Here is a 14,688-nt window from a genome sequence, read left to right as displayed (position 1 = left end):
ATGAGCGTGACGGTCCACCTTCCCGGACTGCTGCGGGCGGATGCCGGGGGCGCCGCCCACCTGCCCGTGGACGTCGGCCCGGCGGCGGTGCTGCGCGACGTGCTGGACCGGCTGGTGTCGGAGCACCCCGGCCTGGACCGGCGCATCCGCGACGAGCAGGGGCGCCTGCGCCGGTACGTCAACGTGTTCGTGGACGCCGAGGAGTGCCGGGCCCTCGACGGCCTGGACACCCCGGTGCCCGAGGGCACCGACGTCCGCATCCTCCCCTCGGTCGCCGGCGGCTGACCCCGCCCCGGCGGCGGGTCGGCCCCTCCCGGCCGCCCCGCCGGCCCGGCGGGGCGGTGCCGCACGGAGGCCGGAGCGAGGCGTTGCGCACCGGCCGGGCGTCGCCCGGGGCGCTACCCGGCCTGCACGGGCCGCGGACGTGGTCGGCGGCGCAGCGGCAGGACGCGCAGATGGGTGATCATGCGCCACACCCACTCCAGCGGCCCGTAGCGGAACCGGGCCGACCACAGGCGGGCGAACACCAGCATGGCCGCGAAGTACCCGGCGGCCAGCACGTACTGGGCGAGCATGGGGATCTGCGTCTCCCAGGGGCCCATCGCGAGCAGGAAGACCGCCGTACTGCCCAGGTAGACGGTGAGCGTCATGCGCCCCAGCGGGGCCAGCGCGCCCAGGGCGCGCGCCGTACCGCGCCGCCTGCGCATCAGCCACCACACCAGCCCCAGGTAGAACAGGGCGCCGCCCAGGCCCATCAGGGTGCCGGCGGCCGAGGTGAACATGTGCGAGGCCGGGTGCACCAGCGGCATCCCGTCCGGTCCGAGCACCGGCACCCCGTCGGCGCCGAACTCCATGGGGAACAGCAGGTCGGAGCCGAACATCAGGGCCATGCCCAGGACCTGTCCGGCCAGGCCGGTCCACACCATGGCCGCGGGCAGCCGGGAGGGCTCCCCCGCGCGCTCGGGGTCCAGCTCGGGCCGGCGGGCCAGCCAGATCCCGACGCAGAAGAAGCCGAGGGTCTGCGGGACCAGGAGCAGCAGCAGCGCCCATTCGCCCGATAGCGGTACGAGGTTCTCGACGAACGGCGCGACCGCGAAGGCGACCGCCGCGGCGACCAGCGGCCGGCTCCGCCCGCCGGCCAGCAGCACCGGCATCAGCGGCGCCAGCACCAGGGCGGTGACGGAGTAGTGGGTGAGGATGTCGCCGGAGAACACCAGCAGGTGCGGCAGGCCGAACAGCAGGCCCAGCGAGACGTAGCGGCGCAGCATCAGCGCGAACGGCCGCTCCCCCCGCCCGTCCGCCGCCTTCCAGGCGAGCACCGCGCCGACGCCGAGCAGCACCATGAGCATGGACCGGGCCTTGCCCGACATGAGCAGGGTCAGCGCCGTGTCCACGGCCGAGGCGACGGTGTCCGGTGCCCGTTCGCCCGCCCTCTCGGCGGAGAAGACGACGACGGTCACGTTCATCAGGACCACGCCGATCATCGCCAGCGCCCGCGCCACGTCGAGGAACTCGACCCGCCGCGGCGCGGCGGGCGGTCCCTCCGCCGCGGGCCGCCCCGCCTCCGCGGGCGGCCGCACCTCCCCGGTGCCCACCGTCTCCGTCATCCGCTCTCCCGCCATCGGGCTCCCCTTCGTCGTCTCCCCGTCCCACCACACCCCCGCCGGCCGTAAGGCCACGCGAGCCCGCACGTACGGACATCCGCCACACGCGGCCGTTCCACGGGCCGGGGCGCAGGCGCCCACGCTGCGCGGGACTGCGCGGTACGGGTGTCCGTGCCGCGCGAACGACCCCTTGCGGGGCTGTGCGGTGCGGTGCCCGCACGGTGTCGGTAGTGTGCGTCGGCGCGGGGTGCGCCGACCTTTCCAAGGGTGGCGGGCGGGCCCCGTCGGCCACATCGGCTGAAAGAGCGGTCCCCCGCCTCGTCCTTTCGACCGAGGGCCGGGAAGGGGTCGCGGCCTAGGCTGAAGGGCATGGGGCTGAACAGGATCGTCGAGGTGCTCGGCGGACCCCTGGGGGAGAGGATCCTCTGGGGCGGCGCGGGCGCCGTGCTCGCGCTGGCCGTCGTCGCGGACCTGCTGACCGTGCGCAGCGGGCTGGCCGCGACCCCGTGGCCGGGGCCGCCGCACGGGCCGTGGGACTGGCTGCCCGCGGCCTCGGGCGCGGCCGCCGGCGGGCTGGTGCTGCTCGCCCTGCGGCCGCGGGCCGGAGCGGCCGCCACCGGGGCGGCGGCGCTGGCCGCGCCCCTGGTGGTGGCGGCCTCCTCGCTGGCGCTGTGGCCGCTGCCCAAGGGGATGTTCGGCTACCCCGTCGCGATCTCCGAGGCGTGCGCCCTCCTCCTGGCCCTGGCCGTCACGGCGCTGCGCTGCGACGCGCGGTGGATCGCGGCGGTGTCGGCCGCCGCCTTCCTGGCCGCCGCCTCCGACCGGCTCCGGGAGGGGGCCGGCGACACCCTCACCCCGGCCCTGCTGCTGGTCGCGGTGGGCCTGGCGCCGGGGCTGTACCTGCGGTGGCGCCGGTACCAGCGGGAGTACCACGTGGAGCGGGCGCGGGCCCAGGAGCGGCTGGCGGTCGCCCGCGACCTGCACGACGTGGTGGCCCACGAGGTCACCGGGATCGTCGTCCAGGCGCAGGCTCTGCGCCGGATCGCCGACACCAGGCCGGAGGCCGCGGTGCGGGCGCTGCCGGAGATCGAGGCGGCCGGGGCGCGCGCCCTGGAGGCGATGCGCTCCCTGGTGTCACGGCTGCGCGAGCCCGACGAGGCGCCGCCGGTGCCGGACGCGCGGGAGGGCCTGGACCGCCTCGCCGGCGGCGCGGGCGGCCTGGAGGTGGCGGTGCGCGTGGAGGGCTCCCTGGCCGGGCTGGCGCCCGAGGTGGGCACCGCGCTGGTGCGGATCGCCCAGGAGGCCGTCACCAACGCCCGGCGCCACGCGCGCGGCGCCTCCCGGGTGTCGGTCGAGGTCGAGGCGGGCGACGGCGTGCGCATGGCGGTGCGCGACGACGGCCGCGGCTCGGGCGGCGCGGGCGGGTTCGGGCTGGTCGGCATGGCGGAGCGGGCACGGCTGCTGGGCGGCGAGCTGACCGCGGGCCCCGGCGCCGACGGCTGGGAGGTGCACGTCCGCCTCCCCGAGAAGCCCTGTGGATAACCTCCGGGGCGGCCCCGGACCGGGCACAGTGAAGGTGGAACGGGGGTGCCGGATGGCGATCAGGGTCCTGCTGGCCGACGACCAGCAGATGGTGCGGACGGGGTTCCGCTACATGTTGGAGGCCGAGGGCGACATCGAGGTGGTCGGCGAGACCGGGGACGGCCTGGAGGCGGTCCGGCTCGCCCGGGAGAGGCTTCCCGACGTGGTCCTCATGGACATCCGCATGCCGGGGATCGACGGCCTGGAGGCCACCCGGCGGCTGGCGGCCGACCCGGTCAAGGTGGTCGTGGTGACCACGTTCGACCTGGACGAGTACGTCAACGAGGCGCTCTCCTCGGGCGCCGTCGGCTTCCTGCTCAAGGACGCCGGCGCCGGGCTGCTGGTGGAGGCGGTGCGCGCCGCGGTGCGGGGCGACGCGCTGATCTCGCCGGAGATCACCGTCCGGCTGATCCGGCACTTCGCCACCGGGGGCCGCCCGGTGCGGGCGCGCGACGACGGCGGGCTCACCCCGCGCGAGCTGGAGATCGCCCGGACGGTGGCGCTGGGCCGGACCAACACCGAGATCGCCGCGCTGCTGCACGTCACGGTGAGCACCGTCAAGACCCACCTGGCGAGCATCCAGGCCAAGCTGGGCACCCGCAACCGGACCGAGCTGGTCGCCTGGGCCTTCCGCAACGGGCACGCGCAGTGAGCGCGGGCCCGGACGCGGGCGGGGCCCGGCCTTTGACGAAACCCTGACCCGCCACACGGCCACCCCTGGATCCGGCTCGACCCGTCGCGCAGGATCGTGGTGGCACGCCCCCGGCTCGGGGTAAAGGAACCGGGGAGACCGACGACCACTACTCCTGCGAGGCTCTGCATGGCGACGATGCGCGCTGCCCGGCTCAACGTTCGGACCAACACCCTGGAGGTCAAGGAGGTCCCCCGGCCGGTGCCCGGGCGCGGACAGGTCCTGGTGCGGGTGAAGGCCGCCGGGGTGTGCCTGTCCGACGTGCACCTCATCGACGGCACGCTCAGACCGCTGTACCTGGAGGGCGACGAGGTCACCCTGGGCCACGAGGTGGCGGGGGTGGTCGAGGAGCTCGGCCCGGAGGTGGCCGACACCGAGGTGGGCGAGCGGGTGGCGCTCCAGGCTGGCCAGCTCGACCACCACGGCCGGGTGCTCACCCGGGGCGTGGACTACGACGGCGGCTGGGCGGAGTACGCGCTCGCCGACGAGGAGACCCTCGTCCCCCTCCCGGACGACCTGCCCTTCGAGCAGGCGGCGATCATCCCGGACGCGGTGTCCACCCCCTGGGCCGCGGTCACCACCACCGGTGACGTCGGCCCGGCCGAGGCGGTCGCCGTGTGGGGTGTGGGCGGTCTGGGCGCCCACGCGGTGAAGCTGCTGCGCCTGGTGGGCGCGGCGCCGATCATCGCCGCCGACCCGGACCCCCAGGCCCGGCAGCGGGCCCTGGACTTCGGCGCCGACGCGGCCCTGGACTCCACCGCCCCGGACTTCCTGACCAGGATCGGCGAGCTCACCGACGGCCACGGGCTGGCGGTGGCGTTCGACTTCGCCGGGGTGCCGGTGGTGCGCGAGCAGGCGCTCCAGGTGCTGGGCGAGCACGGCCGCCTGGTCCTGGTGGGGCTCACCGACAAACCCCTGGAGGTCAAGGACGGCACCCGGTTCAGCTACCTCAAGCAGCAGATCCTGGGCCACTACGGCTCGGAGCCCGAGCACGTGATCCAGCTCGTCCAGCTGGTCCGGGCGGGCCGCCTGGACTTCTCCACGTCGATCAGCGGCACCTTCCCCCTGGAGGAGGCCCCGGCGGCGGTGGAGCAGCTGGAGAAGCGGGTCGGCTCGCCGGTCCGCCTCGTGCTACAGCCGTGACCACCGGCCGGACCGGTCCCCGGTCCGGCCCGTCCCGGCTCCCTTCAGGCCCCGTCGCCTCGGCCGGGGCGATCCCGAGGAACGGTCCCGGTCCGATTGGACTCGGTCCGGGCGGACCGGGCTCTACCCCCGGGCCGCCCGGCCAGGACCCACCCGGCCCGGGGCACGCCACGACGTGATCCCCCGCCGGTACGGGCCCGGCCCCCGACTCCGCTCGGGTCCCGGCGGCACGGTCACGGTCACCAGGCGGCGGGGGCGTAGTCCTTGAGGAAGCAGCCGTGCACGTCCTCGCCGCGCTCGCCCCGGACGATGGGGTCGTACACGCGCGCGGCCCCGTCCTCCAGGTCCAGGGGGGCGTGGAACCCGGCCTCGGCCATCCGCTCCTTGTCGGGGTGGGGCCGCTCGTCGGTGATCCACCCGGTGTCGACGCTGGTCATCAGGATGCCGTCGGTCTCCAGCATCTCCTGGGCGCTGGTGCGGGTGAGCATGTTGAGCGCGGCCTTGGCCATGTTGGTGTGCGGGTGGCCGGGGCCCTTGTAGCCACGGCCGAACACCCCCTCCATGGCGGACACGTTGACGATGTAGGTGCGCCGCGCGGTCGAGGCGGCCAGCGCCGGGCGCAGCCGGTCCACCAGCAGGAACGGCGCGGTCACGTTGCACAGCTGGACCTCGAGCATCTCGACGGGCTCGATGTCGCCGATCCGGTCGGTCCAGCTGTTGTCGGCGGCCAGGTCGGGCAGCAGGCCCCCGGCGTCGACGGCGGTGCCCGCGCGGACCCGCTCCAGCGACGCCGACCCGGTGGTGAGCGCAAGCGAGGTGAGCATCTCGGGCGTGAGCGCGTTGCCGTCGAGGGCGTCGGAGGACTCCAGGGCCTGCCGCCCCACGCCGCCCAGCACGAGCGGGCGCGGCAGGTGGTCGCCGGTCAGGGGGTGGGACTCGGCCTCGATGAGCGGCCCGTAGGACGCCGGGGAGCGGCGCACCGTCTGGGCGGCGTTGTTGATGAGGATGTCGAGCGGCCCCCGGGCGGCCACCTCGTCGGCCAGGCGCAGCACCTGGGCCGGGTCGCGCAGGTCGATGCCGACGATGTCCAGCCGGTGCAGCCACCGGTCGCTGTCGGGCATCGCGGCGAACCGGCGGACGGCGTCGTTGGGGAACCGGGTGGTGACGGTGGTGTGCGCCCCGTCGCGCAGCAGCCGCAGCGCGATGTACATGCCGATCTTGGCGCGGCCGCCGGTGAGCAGGGCCCGCCGCCCGGTCAGGTCGGTGCGGGCGTGGCGGCGCTCCCTGTTGAAGGCGGCGCAGGCCGGGCACAGCTGGTGGTAGAACGCGTCGACCTCGCGGTACTTCTCCTTGCAGATGTAGCACCCGCGCGCCTTGCGCAGTACCCCGGCGAGCTCGCCGGTGGCGCCGCTGCTGAGGGCCCGCCCGTTGGTCTCGTCGTCGATGCGGTCGGGGGCGGCGGTGGCGGTGGCGGCCAGCACGGCGTCGTCGTGGGCCCTGCGGGCCTCGCGGCGCTCCCTGCGGCGGGTCTCCTTCACCGTCTTGAACAGCTTGGCGCTGGCCCTCTGGAGGGCGAGGGAGTCGGGGTGGTCGCTGGGCAGCTCTCCGACCCGGGCGATCACGTCCAGGCACACCCGCATCCGCTCGGGGTCGATGCTCCCTGCCCCTTCTGCGGCCACCGTGTTCGTCTCCGTCATCCGCTCACTCCACATGGACGTCCTGCCGGGCGCGACTCTTCGCCCAGAGGAACCTTATGCGCACGAAACGGTGTCCGGGACGGGCGACCATGGAAGGACGAGACGACGCGGGTGCCCCGCGGGTTGGGAGAGACCAGTGACCAGACCGACGACCGGCGAGCGCGAGCTCGTCGTGCTGCTCGACGAGGGCCTCGAACCGGTGGGGACGGCGGACAAGGCCGCGGTGCACACCACCGACACCCCGCTGCACCTGGCGTTCTCCTGCTATGTCAGGGATGGTTCGGGCCGGATCCTGCTGACCCGCCGCGCCCTGGGCAAGACCACCTGGCCGGGGGTGTGGACGAACAGCTGCTGCGGCCACCCGGCGCCGGGCGAGGACCTGGAGGCCGCGGTGCGCCGCCGGGTGGGCCAGGAGCTGGGGCTGTCCCTGTCCGAGGTGCGCCCGGCGCTGCCGGACTTCCGCTACCGGGCGGTGTCGGCGGAGGGGATCGTCGAGAACGAGTTCTGCCCGGTGTTCTGGGCGCTGACCGACGACGCCCCGTCCCCGGACCCGGCCGAGGTGGCCGAGTTCTCCTGGGCGCGCTGGGAGGACCTGGTGATGGTGGCCGAACGCACCCCGTGGCTGCTCAGCCCGTGGGCGGTGGAGCAGATCCCCCTCCTGGACCGCCTCTGACCCCGGGCTTCATCCGGCTCCGCCCGCCGCGCCGCCCGCCTCCTCCGCTGCCGCCGCCGACGCGGGCGGCGGCCGCTCCCGGCCGGGCGGCGCGGCGGGGCCCCGGATCGGGGTAGGACTCCGGTCGGCACGTCCCTCCTCCCCCCTGGAGCCGCACCGATGTCCCCTGTCCCCCCGGGCCGGGCCGCGCGCCCGGCCGTGGTCGCCTTCGACGTCCTCGACACCCTGTTCCCGCTGGCCCCGCTGGAGTGGCGGTTCCGCGAGGCGGGCATCCCCCGGGTCCTGATGGCCCGCTGGTCCGACCACCTGGCGCGGGACGTGTTCGCGCTGGCGCTGGTGGGCGGCGGGCGGTCCTTCGAGGACGTGGTGCGCACCGCACTGCGCGACGTCACGGGCCACCAGATCGCCCCTGCCGCGGAGGACGCGATCGTGGACGGGCTGTCGGAGCTGGAGCCGCGCCGGGAGGCGGCCGCCGCCCTGGCCGCGGTGCGCGACGCGGGCCTGCGGGCGGTGGTCTTCGGCAACACGGGGCCGGCCACGTCCCTGGAGCTGGTGGAGCGGGCCGGCCTGGAGGGGCTGGTGGAGGGGGTCATGGGCGGCGGCCCGGGCCGGGCCTGGAAGCCCTCCCCGGAGGCCTACCGGGCGGCGGCGCGCTCCCTGGGCGTGTTGCCGGGGCGGCTGGCGCTGGTGACGGCGCACGGCTGGGACGTGGCGGGGGCGGCCCGCGCGGGGCTGGTCACGGGCTGGTCGGCGCACCTGGAAAGGCGGTTCCCCGCGGTCTTCGGCGCTCCGGACGCGACGGGCGCCGACCTGGTGGAGACGGTGGAGGCGCTGCCGGGCCTGGCCGCGCCGTGAGCGTCCCCCGTTCCGTCCGCCGCTCCTCCCGGGCCCCCGGTCAGTCCTCCCAGGAGGCGTCGTACTGCGGGTGCCCCCGGTAGACGGCGGCCAGGTACTTCACGGCCAGCCGCCAGGCCAGCAGCTCGGACCAGGGGTCCTCGCCCTGCCGCGCGGGGACGGGGGGAGCCCCGGCCATGGTCGGCTGGAGGCTGCGCATGCTGGCGTGGTGCGCGCGCGTGTACCCCTGCACGATCTTGCGCTTGGCGGCGACTTCGGCCAACGCCCGGTCCCGGCCGCGTGCTCCCACGGGTACGGCCTTCGACGCGCGCTCGTCCTCGTCCAAACGCGCGTTGAGGAACTCGACGATGGTCAACGGACAACTCCTATCCTGAGCCCCCAATGCCTTACATAAGGGTCAGTATCTGCCATAACCCCCGAGTGGGCCACCACCGGCGGACCGCCCGCGGCGTGCCCCGACACACCCGCGGGAGCGGCACCGCCGCTCCCGCCGGAGTCCCGCGGATCAGTCGCAGCCCTCGAACTGGGGAACGCTGTACACCATCTCCAGGTCGGTCTCCCCGAACCAGCGGTCCAGCATCTCGGCGGCGTCGCCCTCCTGGTACATCCGGCTGATCGCCTTGTTCACAGCCTCGCAGGCCTCGATGTCGCCGTACGGCAGCCCCACACCGTACTTCTCATCGGTGAACGGGTTGTTGACGAACCGGAAGGCGTCGGGGGTCTGGGCGAAGAACCCGGCCAGGATCAGGTTGTCGGTGGAGACCGCGTCCACGTTCCCCGTCCTCAGCTCCTCGATGCAGTCGCTGTAGGTGTCCTCCTCCCTCCTCTCCACCGACACGCCCAGGCCCTCGGTGATGCGGTCCACCGAGTTGGAGCCCTCGCTCTGGCAGACGGACATGCCCTCCAGGTCGCGCACCCCCTGGATGCCGGTGGCGTCGGCTCTCACCAGCACGTCCTGTTTGGCCACGTAGTAGGGGCCGCCGAAGGTCACCTGGTTCCTGCGCGCCGGGGTGATGGAGTAGGTCGCCACGACCATGTCCACCTCGCCGCTCTCCAGCTTCTCCTCGCGTTCGGCGGAGTTGAGCCCCACGAACTCGACGTTCTCCCGGGGGATCCCGAACTGGTCGGCGATGTACAGGGCCACGTCGACGTCGAAGCCCTCGTACTCGCCGCTGCCCTCCGCGGTCTCCAGACCCAGCCCGGGCTGGTCGTACTTGACGCCCACGACCAGCGAGTCCGCGTCGACCAGCGACTCCTCCCCGCCCAGCACCGCGGAGCAGGCGGGCAGCCCGAGCACCGCCGTGGCGGCCAGTGCGGCCGCGGCGGCGACGCGGCGGTGTCGAAACCTCATCGGCCTTGTCCTTGTCTCTCGGAGGGTCAGCGGTACTCGGCCAGCCGGGGGCGCACGCCCAGGGCGACGAGCAGGAGCAGCGCCAGGGATCCGGCCGGCAGCAGCCACGCCCAGGGGGCCAGCGCCGCGTCGCCCTGTCGGATGCCCCGGGCGAACTCCTCCCGGTGCACCTCGGTGAGGCCGTCCAGCGCCTCCTCGTAGGCCGCGAAGGTGCCGTTCTCCGAGTCCGCGACACCCATCCGGATGCCGATGGCCTCCCCGAGGTCGTCGTTGCGCACCGCCTCCCGCATGAGCCGGTCCTGTGTCTGGATCTCGTTGTAGGCGCCCAGCACGTCGGCCAGCCGGTCCTGCTGGCCGGGCAGCAGGGCGTCGTGCGCCCGTTGGCCCAGGTATCCCAGGGTGCCGGGGTCGTCGGGGTCGGAGCCGTCCGATCCGGGCAGTTCGGGGTAGGAGGCGGCCACCTCGTCGACGGCCGTGTAGTAGTCGGCCAGGTTGTTCACCGGCCGGGACAGCACCTGCTGGGACCGCTCCAGGTACACCTGCTGGTAGTTGTCGGCCTGCTCCGGGTCCAGCAGGTAGCGGCTCTGGTCGGCCTGCATGTCCGTGGCGATCGCCCCGCCCCGGGCCAGCGACATCGCCGCGTCCAGGCCCTCCTCCTTGGCGTCCCTCTGGTGCCCGCCGCTGCCGACCAGGGCCTGGATCACCCCCGCGGTGAGGACCACGGTGAGCACGGAGGCGGCGATCAGCGGCAGGTTGAACCGGCGGCGGAACTTCAGCCGCAGGTACACCTGGAGGCCGAGCAGGGACAGCAGCACCGCCACGCCGACGCCGCCGACCCACAGCAGGCCCAGGGTGACCGCGGCCTGCCCGTCCTCGTGGTTGGCGCGCACGATCGCCGAGGAGTCCAGCCCGAGGTTGAACGCCTTGGGCAGCAGCTCGGTGTGCATCAGCCGGGTGGCCGCCCGGTACGACTCCAGCGCCTCGGCGTTCACCTCGCCGGGGGCGGCCTCGGCCTCGTCGTTGCGCAGCAGGGCCTGGGTGACGAGCCGCTCGTAGGCGCCCAGTCCGTCCAGGACCTCCTGGACGTTGCGCTCCTCCACGGTGTCGCCCTCGGTGAGCGACGCGGCCTGGAGCAGCGACTCGTTGGCCTGCTCCCGGCTGGCCTCGTACTGTTCGAGGGCGTCCTCGCGCCCGGAGCCGAGGCCGTGGTCGGTGCCCATGAGCAGCACGTCGGCGATACGGGCGTCCATGTCGGCCAACGACAGGTACAGGTCGGTGGTGGCCATGGCCTGCGGGCCGGCGCCGCGGCCGAGCACGTCCAGGCCGGCGCGGGCCTGGCCGAGCGTGTGGGAGGCGGACGCGAACAGGCCGATGATCGCGGCGGCGCTCACCAGGGTCAGCAGCCACACCCGGGCGGGGGTGGTGGCCAGCCACCGCCGGAAGCGGGACCACCCGTCACGGGCGTAGGTCCCGGTGCGGGCGGCCCTGGCGCGGGCGGTCCCGCCCGCGGGGGCTCCGGGTTCCGGGGGGCCGCCGGAACGGGTCGGCTCCGACGGGGCGGTGGGGGAGGGAATCAACGGGGGCTCACCCCTTCTGGAGGATGATGACGGTCCATGCGCCGACATAGATCCGGTCGTTGTCGTTCAGGGGGACCTCCACGTTGGGGGCGACGGGGTTGTCGGTCCCGTTGATCGTGGTCCCGTTGGTGGAACCCGGGTCGACCAGGACCCAGGTGCCGCCGGGGCGGGCGATCAGGATCGCGTGGATGTGGGAGATCGCGGGGTCCCCGCCGGGACCGCCCAGGTCGATCTCCGGGGTGAAGCCGCGGGTGGCGCTGGCCCGCCCGATGTGCACCCGCCCCCCGGTCAGGTCCACCCTGCGCGGCTGGACGGCGGCAGGGAAGGCGATGCGGGCGGGGTCGAGCATGCCCTGGTTCACCATGTACTGGTAATAGGCGGGGTCGGCCGTGACGGTGGCCCGCCAGCCCACCCGGATCCCCGGGGCCCCTCCGCCGGGGTCCCGGCGCTGGTGGGAGGCGAAGTCGTATCCGCACTCCTCGCAGAACCTCCCGGTCCTGGGGGTCGAGCACTCCGGGCAGGGCCCGCCCCGGGGCGCGCCGGAGGACCGCCGCGGCGGCGGGGCCTGCGGCGGCCGGTTCGGCCGGGGCACGTGGGCCGTCGGCGGCGTGTGCGCCGACGGGCCCTGCGACCAGGCGGGTGGCGCGGGCTCGTACGCCTGGAGGCGCAGCCCGCAGATGTCGCAGAAGTCGGTCGCCGTGGAGTGGTGCCCGGATGGGCAACTCGGCATGGGTCCCTCCTACCCGGGTCCGGGGGCACCGTCGTCCGGCCCCGAGGGGCGGGGCCGGGTCCGAACGGTCCGGGTCGAGTTGGTGTCCAGTGTCATCTCGTCGATCTTCTCGACGGTGGGGCGGAGCCGAACGGTTCCGGTGACCGGGTCCAGGACGTCGACCACCTTTCCGAGGAGTCTGGCGGTCTCCTCGTCGCCCGTCTCGTTCGCGAGCGCGACGGCTCGGCCCAGCCGCGTCGTCGCGGTGTCCTCGTCCCCTGATCGCCGGGCCTCCAGCCCGTCCTGAATGGCCTGGGCCAGCTCCACCTGGCCCGTGTAGTGGGCCACCCGGGGGTTGATCTCGGTGGCCCTGTCCTCGTCCGTCGTCCACTCCGCGAGGATGTTCCCCGAGGCCAGGACCCTGTCCTGGGCGCCGTCGAGACCGGGGAGGACCACGCGCACCCACCCGGCGCGCAACTGGCGCCCGGGATCGCCCGGGGGGACCTCCACGCAGATGTGGTAGTCGCGGTTCTCCGTACCCCAGGAACCGGTGGGGTAGTCCTTGGCCTGTGCCGCCCGCTCCACGCCGCGGTCGCTGAGGTCCTGGACGGTGGGGGCGACCTGTTTGACGTAGCGCACCACGGCATGCTGGGGCGTCCACAGGCGCAGCGCCACGTCGGCGACGGCCTTGCCCATGGAGGCCCGCGCCATCGCCCGGAAGTCGGCGGCCATGTCGGCGGGGTCGGCGATGATCCCGGGGCCGCCGCCGAGCAGGGCGGCGTCGATCCTGCGGAGCTCCTCGACCTTCCAGTCGGTGCCCACGCCGCGGCAGTCGCAGACGAAGCTCCCCGCGATCCGGCTCAGGGTCCGCTCGAAGTCCTGCGAGACCTCGTTGTTCTGGCCGTCGGTGAGCAGGATGGCGTGCTTGACCCCGCCGTCGACGGTGGCGAACAGCTCGGCCGCCCGGGTGAGCCAGGCGCCCATCCGGGTGCCCCCGTCGGCGCGCAGGCGGCCGACGGCCTCCAGCGCCTCGGCCCGGGTGGAGGGGTCGACGGTGGCCAGGGTGTTCCCGGCGGGGTAGATCATCTCGGCCTGCCGGTGCCCGGCGATCACCGCGAAGCGCACCCCGTCGCGGAGCGTCTCGACGGCGGCGCGGGCGGCCTGCTTGGCGGCGTTGATCTTCTCCCCGTACATGGAGCCGGAGGTGTCGACGATGATCAGCTCCGTCGCCCGGACGTCCGCTCCGACGAGCACCGGCCCGGTGGAGGTGATGCCGACGACCGCGTGCACCTCCCGCCCGCCCAGGGGCAGGAACCGGTTCTGGTCGACCTCGACCCGGAACTCCGGCTCGGCGGTGGGTTCAGCCCTGTTCGGCACGGGAGCCCCCTGTGGGTACGGGAATGACGACGACGGTGATGTTGTCCTTGCCGCCCCCTTCGAGGGCGAGCCGGACGTAGGTGCGGGCCGCGTCCAGCGGACGGGTCCCCGCCCCGGGCACCGCTTCGGTCAGGGCCTGCGCCTCGGGGTAGTAGTTCCACAGGCCGTCGCTGCACAGCAGGACGGTCCCGGGGCCGGTGGGGGTGACGGTGGAGATGTGCGCGTCGATCTCGCCGGAGTCGGCGCCCATCCACGCGATGAGGGCGTGCGCGTTGGCCGAGCGCATCGCCTCCTCCCGGGACAGCGCGCCCATCTGCACCATCGCCTCGCTCCAGGAGTCGTCCCGGGTCAGCAGGGCCGAACCGCTGGAGGAGGGGCCGCCGGAGAGCCAGTAGGCGCGGCTGTCGCCGACCCAGCCGATGGTGACGGTGCCCGCGGCGGGGTCCACCACGGCGGAGACGAAGGTGCAGGCCGGCGCCGAGCTCGGGGAGTCGGCGATGGCGGCGACGGCCTCGGCCGCCCTGGTCATGGCCACGCCGGTGGCCTCGCGGGCGTCGACGCCGCGCCGCACCTGCTCGGCCAGGACGGTCGCGCCGGTCTCGGCGGTGATCCGGGAGGCCTCGTCGGAGCGGGGCGAGCTGGAGACGCCGTCGCAGACCACCGCGCACACCACGCCGGCGGCGTGCGGGGAGTCGTCGGGGACGACCCGGATGGCCATGGCGTCCTCGTTGCGCCGGTGTCTGAGCCCGCGGTCGCTGACGCCGACGGCGGCGCGGGCGCGCACCTCGACGTGGTCGCGGCCGGTGGGCTGGAGGAACCCGCACCGTTCGCAGTAGCCGTCCACGACCCGGCCGGAGCACCACACGCACAGGTCGGGGCCCGCGGGCCGGACGGCCCCGGAGCCGCCGGGCGGGGGCCAGTCGGGGACGACCGGCTCGGGGGCCGGCCTGCGCGGCTGCGGGTCGCGGCGGACGGGCTGAGTGGCCAGCGAGTCGATGGCGTCCCAGTCGTCGTCCACGGCGAGGCTGTCGGTGAGGGAGCGGCCGGGCCCCCGCGGGGTCGTCTCCGCGGGCGGCGCGCCCGGCACCGGTGGCCCCGAGGGCCCCGAGGGGGGACCGCCGTGGGCCGCGGGCGGGGGGCCCGCGGGCCGCGGCCCCTGGGGCGCTGTGGGGCCCGGAGGGGCCGCGCCGGCGGGCCGGGTGCTCCCGGAGGGCGTCGCGTCCGAGGGGATGACCCCCGCGACCGTGACGTCGGCCGGGTTGACGGTGCGGTAGACGCCCTGCGGATGGGGCTCCTCGCGGGCGGTCCGGCCCGACGGCGTGGCCCCGGAGGGGCTCGGCCCGGACGGGGTCGGCTCCGAGTGCCCCTCCCCCCGGCCCTCGTAGCGCTCGGCGCCGTACAGGCTCACCTGTGGCGCTGTGGGTCCGCCG

General features: G+C 74.9%; 14 protein-coding genes. 6 read left to right on the top strand and 8 right to left on the bottom strand.

The window, feature by feature from the left end:
* Entirely contained in the window at window positions 1-285 is a 285-nt protein-coding gene (locus ABZ249_RS27775; protein WP_355268722.1) for a ubiquitin-like small modifier protein 1, read from the top strand.
* A 113-nt stretch (window positions 286-398) separates the two neighbouring features.
* Here the strand turns inward: ABZ249_RS27775 and ABZ249_RS27770 are convergent, their stop codons facing one another.
* A complete protein-coding gene (locus tag ABZ249_RS27770) occupies window positions 399-1,607 on the bottom strand; it encodes a DUF418 domain-containing protein (RefSeq protein ID WP_355268720.1) in 1,209 nt (402 codons plus the stop codon).
* 366 nt (window positions 1,608-1,973) lie between these two features.
* Here ABZ249_RS27770 and ABZ249_RS27765 point away from each other — a divergent pair, with 366 nt between their 5' ends.
* The 3 genes from ABZ249_RS27765 (at window position 1,974) to ABZ249_RS27755 (ending at window position 5,019) form a co-directional block, all read left to right on the top strand.
* Entirely contained in the window at window positions 1,974-3,146 is a 1,173-nt protein-coding gene (locus ABZ249_RS27765) for a histidine kinase (RefSeq protein WP_355268718.1), read from the top strand.
* 52 nt (window positions 3,147-3,198) lie between these two features.
* The gene (locus ABZ249_RS27760) at window positions 3,199-3,837 is read left to right on the top strand and encodes a response regulator transcription factor (RefSeq protein ID WP_355268716.1); all 639 of its coding nucleotides are present in this window, start codon (window positions 3,199-3,201) and stop codon (window positions 3,835-3,837) included.
* Between the two features lie 168 nt (window positions 3,838-4,005).
* A complete protein-coding gene (locus tag ABZ249_RS27755; RefSeq protein ID WP_355268714.1) occupies window positions 4,006-5,019 on the top strand; it encodes a zinc-binding dehydrogenase in 1,014 nt (337 codons plus the stop codon).
* Between the two features lie 239 nt (window positions 5,020-5,258).
* Here the strand turns inward: ABZ249_RS27755 and ABZ249_RS27750 are convergent, their stop codons facing one another.
* The gene (locus tag ABZ249_RS27750) at window positions 5,259-6,716 is read right to left on the bottom strand and encodes an SDR family NAD(P)-dependent oxidoreductase (protein ID WP_355268712.1); all 1,458 of its coding nucleotides are present in this window, start codon (window positions 6,714-6,716) and stop codon (window positions 5,259-5,261) included.
* Window positions 6,717-6,852: 136 nt separating this feature from the next.
* Between ABZ249_RS27750 and idi the strand changes: the two genes are divergently transcribed.
* Window positions 6,853-7,389, top strand: a complete 537-nt coding sequence (gene idi, locus ABZ249_RS27745) for an isopentenyl-diphosphate Delta-isomerase (protein WP_355268710.1) — start codon at window positions 6,853-6,855, stop codon at window positions 7,387-7,389.
* A 159-nt stretch (window positions 7,390-7,548) separates the two neighbouring features.
* Complete coding sequence (locus ABZ249_RS27740; RefSeq protein ID WP_355268708.1) at window positions 7,549-8,244, top strand: HAD family hydrolase; 696 nt, start codon at window positions 7,549-7,551, stop codon at window positions 8,242-8,244.
* Window positions 8,245-8,284: 40 nt separating this feature from the next.
* On the opposite strand, the gene ABZ249_RS27735 is transcribed toward ABZ249_RS27740, so the two are convergent.
* From ABZ249_RS27735 to ABZ249_RS27710, 6 genes are all read right to left on the bottom strand, one after another.
* A complete protein-coding gene (locus ABZ249_RS27735; RefSeq protein ID WP_220563579.1) occupies window positions 8,285-8,599 on the bottom strand; it encodes a DUF6221 family protein in 315 nt (104 codons plus the stop codon).
* Between the two features lie 150 nt (window positions 8,600-8,749).
* Complete coding sequence (locus ABZ249_RS27730) at window positions 8,750-9,595, bottom strand: glutamate ABC transporter substrate-binding protein (RefSeq protein ID WP_355268706.1); 846 nt, start codon at window positions 9,593-9,595, stop codon at window positions 8,750-8,752.
* Window positions 9,596-9,621: 26 nt separating this feature from the next.
* A complete protein-coding gene (locus ABZ249_RS27725) occupies window positions 9,622-11,172 on the bottom strand; it encodes a hypothetical protein (RefSeq protein WP_355268704.1) in 1,551 nt (516 codons plus the stop codon).
* A 7-nt stretch (window positions 11,173-11,179) separates the two neighbouring features.
* Window positions 11,180-11,902 carry an FHA domain-containing protein gene (locus ABZ249_RS27720; RefSeq protein ID WP_355268702.1) on the bottom strand — a complete coding sequence of 241 codons (723 nt, stop codon included), beginning with the start codon at window positions 11,900-11,902 and terminating at the stop codon, window positions 11,180-11,182.
* A 9-nt stretch (window positions 11,903-11,911) separates the two neighbouring features.
* Window positions 11,912-13,258 carry a VWA domain-containing protein gene (locus ABZ249_RS27715; RefSeq protein ID WP_355268700.1) on the bottom strand — a complete coding sequence of 449 codons (1,347 nt, stop codon included), beginning with the start codon at window positions 13,256-13,258 and terminating at the stop codon, window positions 11,912-11,914.
* Window positions 13,242-14,489 carry a protein phosphatase 2C domain-containing protein gene (locus ABZ249_RS27710; protein WP_355268803.1) on the bottom strand — a complete coding sequence of 416 codons (1,248 nt, stop codon included), beginning with the start codon at window positions 14,487-14,489 and terminating at the stop codon, window positions 13,242-13,244. The genes ABZ249_RS27715 and ABZ249_RS27710 overlap by 17 nt, the downstream gene beginning before the upstream one ends.
* Window positions 14,490-14,688: the final 199 nt, after the last annotated feature.

This window comes from Nocardiopsis sp. NPDC006139 (assembly GCF_040614155.1).
Classification (GTDB): Bacteria; Actinomycetota; Actinomycetes; order Streptosporangiales; family Streptosporangiaceae; genus Nocardiopsis; species Nocardiopsis changdeensis.
Note: the sequence above shows the minus strand (reverse complement) of the source record. Positions and strands in the feature narration are given on the sequence as shown.